This is a genomic window from Paractinoplanes rishiriensis, assembly GCF_016862375.1.
Lineage (GTDB): Bacteria > Actinomycetota > Actinomycetes > Mycobacteriales > Micromonosporaceae > Actinoplanes > Actinoplanes rishiriensis.
This window is the reverse complement of the sequence record NZ_BOMV01000024.1, coordinates 44,317-51,947: the sequence shown is the minus strand read 5'-3', so window position 1 is coordinate 51,947 and position 7,631 is coordinate 44,317. Positions and strand designations below refer to the sequence as shown.

7 protein-coding genes and 1 pseudogene are annotated in these 7,631 nt (G+C 69.6%); 6 read left to right on the top strand and 2 right to left on the bottom strand.

Going from position 1 to position 7,631, the window contains the following annotated elements:
• Nucleotides 1–287, top strand: a pseudogene (locus Ari01nite_RS13060) (hypothetical protein); the annotation flags it as partial.
• A gap of 311 nt (nt 288–598) precedes the next feature.
• Here Ari01nite_RS13060 and Ari01nite_RS13055 read toward each other — a convergent pair.
• Nucleotides 599–1,288, bottom strand: coding sequence for an ATP-binding protein (locus tag Ari01nite_RS13055; RefSeq protein ID WP_239162712.1), 690 nt, complete (start codon nt 1,286–1,288; stop codon nt 599–601).
• A 192-nt stretch (nt 1,289–1,480) separates the two neighbouring features.
• Between Ari01nite_RS13055 and secA2 the strand changes: the two genes are divergently transcribed.
• The 5 genes from secA2 (at nt 1,481) to Ari01nite_RS13030 (ending at nt 6,893) form a co-directional block, all read left to right on the top strand.
• Nucleotides 1,481–3,772 (top strand): accessory Sec system translocase SecA2, encoded by a 2,292-nt coding sequence (gene secA2 / locus Ari01nite_RS13050; protein ID WP_203781464.1) that lies wholly within the window; start codon nt 1,481–1,483, stop codon nt 3,770–3,772.
• A gap of 516 nt (nt 3,773–4,288) precedes the next feature.
• The gene (locus tag Ari01nite_RS13045; RefSeq protein WP_438872165.1) at nt 4,289–4,741 is read left to right on the top strand and encodes a winged helix-turn-helix domain-containing protein; all 453 of its coding nucleotides are present in this window, start codon (nt 4,289–4,291) and stop codon (nt 4,739–4,741) included.
• Nucleotide 4,742: 1 nt separating this feature from the next.
• Nucleotides 4,743–5,375: a nucleoside/nucleotide kinase family protein gene (locus Ari01nite_RS13040; protein WP_203781462.1), complete on the top strand. Its 633-nt coding sequence runs from the start codon at nt 4,743–4,745 to the stop codon at nt 5,373–5,375.
• Nucleotides 5,376–5,541: 166 nt separating this feature from the next.
• Nucleotides 5,542–5,958, top strand: coding sequence for a TraR/DksA family transcriptional regulator (locus Ari01nite_RS13035; protein WP_203781461.1), 417 nt, complete (start codon nt 5,542–5,544; stop codon nt 5,956–5,958).
• A gap of 65 nt (nt 5,959–6,023) precedes the next feature.
• Nucleotides 6,024–6,893 carry a DUF72 domain-containing protein gene (locus Ari01nite_RS13030; protein ID WP_203781460.1) on the top strand — a complete coding sequence of 290 codons (870 nt, stop codon included), beginning with the start codon at nt 6,024–6,026 and terminating at the stop codon, nt 6,891–6,893.
• Here Ari01nite_RS13030 and Ari01nite_RS13025 read toward each other — a convergent pair.
• Entirely contained in the window at nt 6,890–7,621 is a 732-nt protein-coding gene (locus Ari01nite_RS13025; protein ID WP_239162713.1) for a DUF72 domain-containing protein, read from the bottom strand. The genes Ari01nite_RS13030 and Ari01nite_RS13025 overlap by 4 nt on opposite strands.
• Between the last annotated feature and the right edge of the window lie 10 nt (nt 7,622–7,631).

The following is a 7,631-nucleotide window of genomic DNA, read 5'->3' as shown; positions in this document are numbered from 1 at the left end:
AGCCGAGTGGTTCGGGCCGGCCGGGTCAGCTGGGTGGACCGGGGCAGGCAGCACCGAGCGGCCCGGCCCCCGGCGTTCCGAGCGGTCCCGGCACCCCGCGCCCCAACCGCCCGCCCCTGGAGCCCCCGTCCGCCGACGGCGCCACCATGCCCAACCAGCCGCCGCTGTCTGCGCCGGCCACCAAGCGCCGCAACCGCCCACCCCTGGAGCCCCCGCAGATGGGCCAGCTCAACCGCCCGATCGCCGGCACCGACCAGCCCGACCAGAACCAGGCAGGCGGCAACTAGGAAATCCTGATTTCCGCCATTTGCGAACCAGTGTGCGCCACGCTGCGAGGGTCGCCGGATACCGGGACGTGCTCCCGCAATGCGGACGATGAGCCGCCGGTCCATCCAGATCAGCCGGTACAAAAGCCCTATTACCGCTCATAATGGCGAGGCGGCGGTAGGGGTGGGAGAGTTTCTGGTGGTGTCGAACGTGAACTCTCCAAGATCGCGACCTAGCGCGCCGAGGGTGAGGGGCGCGCCGAGGGCGAGGGGCGCGCCGAGGGTGAGGGGCGCGCCGAGGGTGAGGGGCGCGAGGAGCGCCCAGGAGGCCCTCAGGCCGCGCCCAGCTGGGTCCACACCACCTTGCCGTCGCTGACCGGCAGGACGCCCCACGCCTCGGTGAGATCACGCACCAGGCGCAGGCCGCGGCCGCCCGCCGAGCTGAGACCGGGGTCGCCCGGCTTCGGCATCCGCCGGCTGCCGTCCCGGACGCTCATGCTGACCCGGCCGTTGCGCAGGGACAGCGTGAACTCCATCGTGGTGTGCGCGTGCCGCACCACGTTCGCGACCAGTTCGGTGGCGACCAGGGTGGCCGTGGCGACCAGGTCGGAGCGGTTCCAGCGTTCGCAGGCCTGGGTGACCAGCTGCCGGACCTCGCGGCAGGCGTCCGGCACCGGCCGCAGGCGTACCCGGATCTTGGGGGGTTCGGGTTCCATGCGGGCCTCCGCCAAAGCCTTCTCGCAGTCGGGTGCGTAGTCGAGACCCGAGCAGTCGGGTACCGCCGCGATCGCGGCCGCAGTCTCCTCGTCGGCGCCGCAGAGCACGATGGGTACGCTCGGCCAGTCCTGGGTCTGGCAGACCACGGCGCTGAGGGCGGCCAGGCCCAGCGGGTCGCCGATGCGCACCTGCGTCACGTCGATCAGCAGCCGGGTGGGTTGCACTGCGAGGCTGCGCCGGATCGCCTGCTGCAGGGCGTCGCCGGTGACCGGGTCGAGGGTGCCGTTGACTCGCAACACCGCCACCGGCCGGTCCCTCTCCGGGCGGCAGACGAGTTGGCCAGGCAATTCGTCTCCCTCCCCTGGGTCTCGTGCAGATCAGTGCCCGGAGTCGGGGCCCGGCAAACGTCAGGCACCAGGGATGGCAGAGGCGGCCGCGGAAAGGTGGACGGGAGGCGTCCACCACCCTCTCAGGAAAATAAAGTACCGTTGCGCGCCATGGGTGTGTCGCAGCGGCTGAAGAGCCGGTTTCGCAAGTTTTTGCAGCGTCCGGGCACGACGGTCGACCTTGCGCCGTTCCGGAAGCGCCTGCCAGCCATCGAAGCTCGTGAGGAGGCGCTGCGCGAACTCGATGACGAGGCGCTGACCGCGGCCGCCCAGGAAGCGAGCGATTTCACCGAGGTGTCCGCGATCGGCCGCGAGGCGGCTCGCCGCGCCCTCGACCAGCGGGCGTACGACGTACAGCTCCTCGGTGCCATGGCCCTTCTCTCCAGCAAGGTCGCCGAGATGGCCACCGGTGAGGGCAAGACCCTGACCGCTGCCATCGCGGCCTACGGTCACGTGCGCCTCGGCCGTGGCCCGGTGCACGTCCTCACCGTCAACGACTATCTGGCCCGCCGGGACGCGGAGTGGATGGAGCCGGTCTACACCCGGCTCGGCCTCACCGTCGGCTGGGTCACCGAGACCTCCACCCCGGAGGAGCGCCGCGCGGCCTACCTCTCCGACGTCACCTACGTCTCGGTCAGCGAGGCCGGCTTCGACTACCTGCGCGACCAGCTGGTCACCGACGTGACCGACCGGGTGCAGCGCGAGCTGGCCACCGCGATCGTCGACGAGGCCGACTCGATCCTGATCGACGAGGCCCGGGTGCCGATGGTGCTGGCCGGCAGCATCACCACCGAGAGCGACCCGGTGCACGAGGCCGCCGAGCTGGTCCGTGACCTGCGCTCCGGCAAGGACTTCGAGGTGGCCGACGACGGCCGCAGCGTGGCCTTCACCGAGGCCGGTCTCCAGCGCGTCGAGGAGAAGCTGGGCGGCGTCGACCTGTACGCCGACGACCAGGTCGAGCACCTGTCCGCGGTCAACGTGGCGCTGCACGCGCACGCGCTGCTGCGCCGCGACGTCGACTACATCGTCCGCAACGGCTCGGTCGAGCTGATCGACGAGATGCGCGGCCGGGTGGCCCAGCGCCGCCGCTGGCCGGACGGCCTGCAGGCGGCCGTGGAGGCCAAGGAGGGGCTGAGCGCCACCGCCGAGGGCGAGGTCCTCGACACGATTACCGTGCAGGCCTACATCGCGCTCTACGCCACCGTCTGTGGCATGACCGCGACCGCGGTGCACGTCGGCGAGCAGCTCCGGGAGTACTTCAAGCTCGAGGTCGCGGTCATCCCGTCGAACGCCGAGAACATCCGCGACGACGAGCCGGACCGCATCTACTCGGTGCACGACGACCGCGACCGGGCGCTGGTCGAGGAGATCCAGATCGCCCACGACAAGGGCCGCCCGGTGCTGATCGGCACGCTCGACGTCAAGGCGTCCGAACTGCTGGCCAAGCAGCTGGCCGCGGCCGGCATCCCGTGCAACGTACTGAACGCCAAGAACGACGCCGAGGAAGCCACCATCATCGCCGAGGCCGGCGCGGTCGGCGCGGTCACCGTCTCGACCCAGATGGCCGGTCGCGGTGTCGACATCCGGCTGGGCGGCAGCGACGAGAAGGACCGCGACCGGGTGGTCGAGCTCGGCGGCCTCTACGTGATCGGCTCCGGCCGGCACGACAGCCGCCGGGTGGACGACCAGCTCCGCGGCCGGGCCGGCCGGCAGGGCGACCCGGGCGGCTCGGTGTTCTTCGTGAGTCTCGAGGACGAGCTGGTCACCCGGCACGCCGGCGATATCCTGCCGTCCTCGCCGCGGATGGACATGGACGGCGTCGTGCACGACGACCAGGTGGACTATGCCGTCGAGCACGCTCAGCGGGTCGCCGAGGGCGTCAACCACGAGATCCACCGCAACACCTGGCGGTACAGCGTCGTGATCGAGCAGCAGCGGATCGCGCTGGCCGAGCGCCGCGAGCGGCTGCTCACCTCCGAGGTCGCCGCGATCATGCTCCTCGAGCGCTCGCCGGAGAAGGCCAAGGAGACCGACGAGGACGTGCTGTCCGACGCCGGCCGGGCCATCGCCCTGTACCACCTGGACCGGCTCTGGGCCGAGCACCTGGCCGAGCTGAGCGAGGTCCGCGAGGGCGTGCACCTGCGCGCGCTGGGCAAGCTCGACCCGCTCGACGAGTTCCACCGGGCCGCGGTGCCGGCATTCCAGGATCTGTTCACCAAAATCGAGGCCCGCACCATCGAGACGTTCGAGGAAGCCGATCTCAGCGAGGGCTGGCAACCGGAACGCGCCGAGATCGTGCGGCCGAGCGCGACCTGGACATATCTGGTTCACGACAACCCGTTCGGCTCCGAACTGGACCGGCTCATCGCGGCCGTGGGCCGTCGCCTGACCGCCGGCAACTGATCGCCCGGATGCCGCGCGGCGCCACGTATGCGCCGCGCGGCATCCATTTTTGGTTCTACACTTTCGGCGTCCTCTCAGGAGACGCCAAGAATTCTTTCTGGCTGTGCTGCGGCCGATGTGGTAAGCGTCTCACGGCATTGCGTCGTGACGGTCGACACCGTGATCGCGGACACGCATCCTGACCAGGCAAAACTTATTTAGATGCCGGTCTCCGAGTTCGGCAATATTTAATGAGCCTGACAGAATCTGTTCGCAGAATGCATTTGCCACTGTCAAAGCCGTTGTGGAACGTTTTTCCCACAGTGTGGTTGCTTACTTGACCCGGCAGTAGGGGTGGCGGAAACATTCTCCGCGGATTTACGGAGGGTGATCGGTCGTATACGGTTACCGACCTTTGCAATTTCAGGGGGCTCGTTCACTATGCCGGTCAGCGCTCTGTCGCCTCGTACCACCCGCCATCTCACCGGACCGGGACGCGGTTCCGCGAATCGCCGGCCCTCCGACCCCGCATTGACCGTGACGGTCGCTATTCCGCTCACCACCGACGCGTTCACCCCGCAGGCGCACCGGCTGATCGAGGCGGTCCGCGAACTCGTCGAGATCAGCCAGGGCACCATCACCGTCGAGCCGGAACTGCCGGTCCGCGATGAACCGGTGCCGAACGGTCCCGAGGTGCGCCTGCTCACCGCGTCCCGGCAGGTGCTGCTGGACGGCGAGCCGCTGCCGCTCACCCGGCTCGAGTTCGACCTGCTGCTGTTCCTCGCCGAGCGGCCGCGCCGGGTGTTCACCCGGGGTCAGCTGCTGGCCGGCGTCTGGGGCTACGAGCACACCGGCGAGCGCACGGTCGACGTGCACGTCCGGCGGCTGCGGCTCAAACTCGGCAACTGCCACCCGGTGATCACCACCGTGTACGGTGTGGGCTACCGCCTGTCCGACGACGCCCGAGTGGTGATCTCAGCCCAGGAGTAGCGTGCGCGTCCGCCCGGTCTCCCTCGACGGCCTGGTCGACGAGATCGCCGACGAGCTGATCAGTCGTGAACCCGACAGTTGGCTGCGGGTGGCGGTCGACGGACCGGCCGCCGCCGGGCCGGGCCGTCTCGCCGACGCCCTGGTCGACCCGCTGCGGGTGCGCGGCCGCCCGGCGGTACGCGTGGATACCGCCGACTTCCTGCGGCCCGCGTCGCTGCGCCTCGAGTTCGGCCGGCACAACCCGGACACGTTCTACGCCGGCTGGTTCGACGAGTCCGGCCTGGCCCGTGAGGTCCTCGACCCGGCCGGACCGGACGGCTCCGGCCGCATCCTCACCCGGCTCTGGAACGCCGGCACCGACCGCGCCGCGCGTGATCCATACCACGATCTGCCGCCCGGTGCCGTGGTCCTGGTGAGCGGTCCGCTGCTGCTCGGCGGCGGTCTCGCGTTCGACTTCACGGTGCACCTGGAGCTGTCCCGCGCGGCCCTCGACCGGCGCACCCCACCTGCCGAGGCGTGGACCCTGCCGGCGTTCGACCGCTATGCGCAGGAGGTGGACCCCGCGGCGTTCGCCGACGTGGTGGTCCGCCTCGACGATCCCCGGCGTCCCGCGGTGGTCCTGGAACGTTCCTGAAGCGAGTCCGTGGCGGATTCGACCACTGACAGTTATGCTCCGGTTACTTTTTTAGCGGAGACCTCGTTTGGGATCTCCGGCGGCGGGTATCTGCCGGCTCCACGGTGCGATGGAGCCGGCCCGCGGGGGCCCGCCGGCAGGGGCAGAGGAAGGGCAGGGGGAGCGCATGCTCGTCAATGGAGCGGTGATCACGGGCAAGGGTGCCGCCAAGGGCCGGTCGGCGGAGGAGGTCGAGCAGATCCGGACGATTCTGCGGACCAAATTCGATTCCCTGAACGCCGAGTACGAACAAGCCCTCGCGGAAAACCACAAGCTGCGGCTGGTCGAGATCGGCGATGCGGCCGGCGACGACCAGGCGGACAGCGGTTCCAAGACGGCGGAGCGGGACGCCGCCACCTCGCTGCTGCGGACCCTGCTCGACCGGCGCACGCAGGCCGAGCACGCCATGCAGCGTCTCGACGACGGCACCTACGGCAACTGCGAGGGTTGCTCCAACCCGATCCCGTGGGAGCGGCTCGAGGTCTTCCCCTCGGCCACCACCTGCGTCAACTGCAAGCAGGTGCGCGAGCGCCGGGCGAGCTAGCCAAACGTACGAGGGGTCCGCCGCCTGGCGCGGCGGACCCGTCGTATCAGGGCTAACTTGGCGGTATGGGTTCGCTCAAGGTCGGCACGGCCTCCTGGACCGACCGGACGCTGCTGGCTTCCGGCTGGTACCCGCCGTCAGCCGACACCCCCGAGAAGCGCCTGGCCCACTACGCCCGGCAGTTCGACGTGGTGGAGGTCGACTCGACCTATTACGGGCCGCCGGCCGAGCAGACCGCGCGGCTCTGGGCGCAGCGCACCCCGGACGGCTTCACCTTCAACATCAAGGCCTTCAGCCTGCTGACCGGCCACCCGACGAAGGTGTCGGCGATCTACAAGGACCTGCGTCCCGAGACGGACAAGCGCAACGTCTATCCCGACGACGTACCGCCCCAGACGTACGAGGAGATCTGGAGCCGTTTTCTCGCCGCCCTGGAGCCGCTCGCCGAGGCCGGCAAGCTGGGCGCGCTGCTGTTCCAGTTCCCGCCGTGGTTCGGCATCCGCCGCTCCAACAAGGACTATCTGCTCGAGGTGGCCGCGCGCTGCAAGCCGATGCGCCCGGTCTTCGAGTTCCGCAACGCGTCCTGGTTCGACGGCGACAACCGCGACGAGACCATCGAGTTCCTGCGCAGACACCGGCTGCCGTTCGTCGGCGTCGACATGCCGCAGGGCCACCGCTCGTCGGTCCCGCCGATCCTGGAGGCCACCGCCGACCTGGCCGTGGTCCGTTTCCACGGCCACAGCGACAAGTGGACCAGCAAGGACATCCACGAGAAGTTCGGCTACGAGTATTCCCGCGCCGAACTCGCCGAGTGGGCCCCGCGCCTGCGCAAACTCGCCGACGAGGCAAAGCACACGCAGGTTTTCATGAACAACTGCTATTCCGACTATGCCCAGCGCAACGCCTCGACCCTCATCGAGTTGCTGAACGACTAGGGCGTGCGGGTAACGGCGACGCCTAGGCGGCGGGCCCTCGCGGCCATCGTGCTGGCATCGCGCACTGCCGCACCGCCGGGATCATTATTGAAGAAGACGTACGCGCAGGAGACCTCGGACAGTCGTGCGGTCCACCGGGTCAGGGCCGCCGCTCCGTACCCGGGCCATGGTTTTGCTCTGCCTTCATGCAGCCGCAGATAGACGAACTCGGCGGTGCGCCAGAGCGGCGTGATCGGACGACTGCGACGATCCGCCCAGCACAGCGCCGCCCCGTGACGTTCCAGCAGCTTCCGGCAGTCGTCGGTGAACCAGGTCGGATGCCGGGGCTCGACCGCCACGCGTACCCCGGACGGGAATTGCCCCAGCGTGTCGTCGAGCGCATCCAGATCGGCGCGCAACGTGGGCGGCAGCTGGATCAGCACCGGACCGAGCTTGGCACCGAGCCCCGCGGCCCGGTCCAGGAAGCGCGCGACCGGTTCGGCCGGCTCGCGCAGCCGCTTCACGTGGGTCAGGTAGCGGCTCATCTTCACCGCCACCACGAAGTCGTCCGGCGTCCGCTCCCGCCACTGCTCGAACGTGTGCCGCTCGGGCAGCCGGTAGAACGCGTTGTTGACCTCCACGGTGGCGAACCGCTCGGCGTAGTGCTCGAGCCACCGCCGCTGCGGCAGCTTTGCCGGGTACAGGCGGCCGCGCCAGTCCCGGTACTGCCATCCGGAGGTACCGATCATCAGCACGGTC

Bases quoted from the DNA above. Each gene is read 5' to 3' on its own strand.
- secA2 (WP_203781464.1), top strand. From the start codon at position 1,481: ATGGGTGTGTCGCAGCGGCTGAAGAGCCGGTTTCGCAAGTTTTTGCAG.
- Ari01nite_RS13035 (WP_203781461.1), top strand. From the start codon at position 5,542: ATGCTCGTCAATGGAGCGGTGATCACGGGCAAGGGTGCCGCCAAGGGC.
- Ari01nite_RS13030 (WP_203781460.1), top strand. From the start codon at position 6,024: ATGGGTTCGCTCAAGGTCGGCACGGCCTCCTGGACCGACCGGACGCTG.
- Ari01nite_RS13025 (WP_239162713.1), bottom strand. From the start codon at position 7,621: ATGATCGGTACCTCCGGATGGCAGTACCGGGACTGGCGCGGCCGCCTG.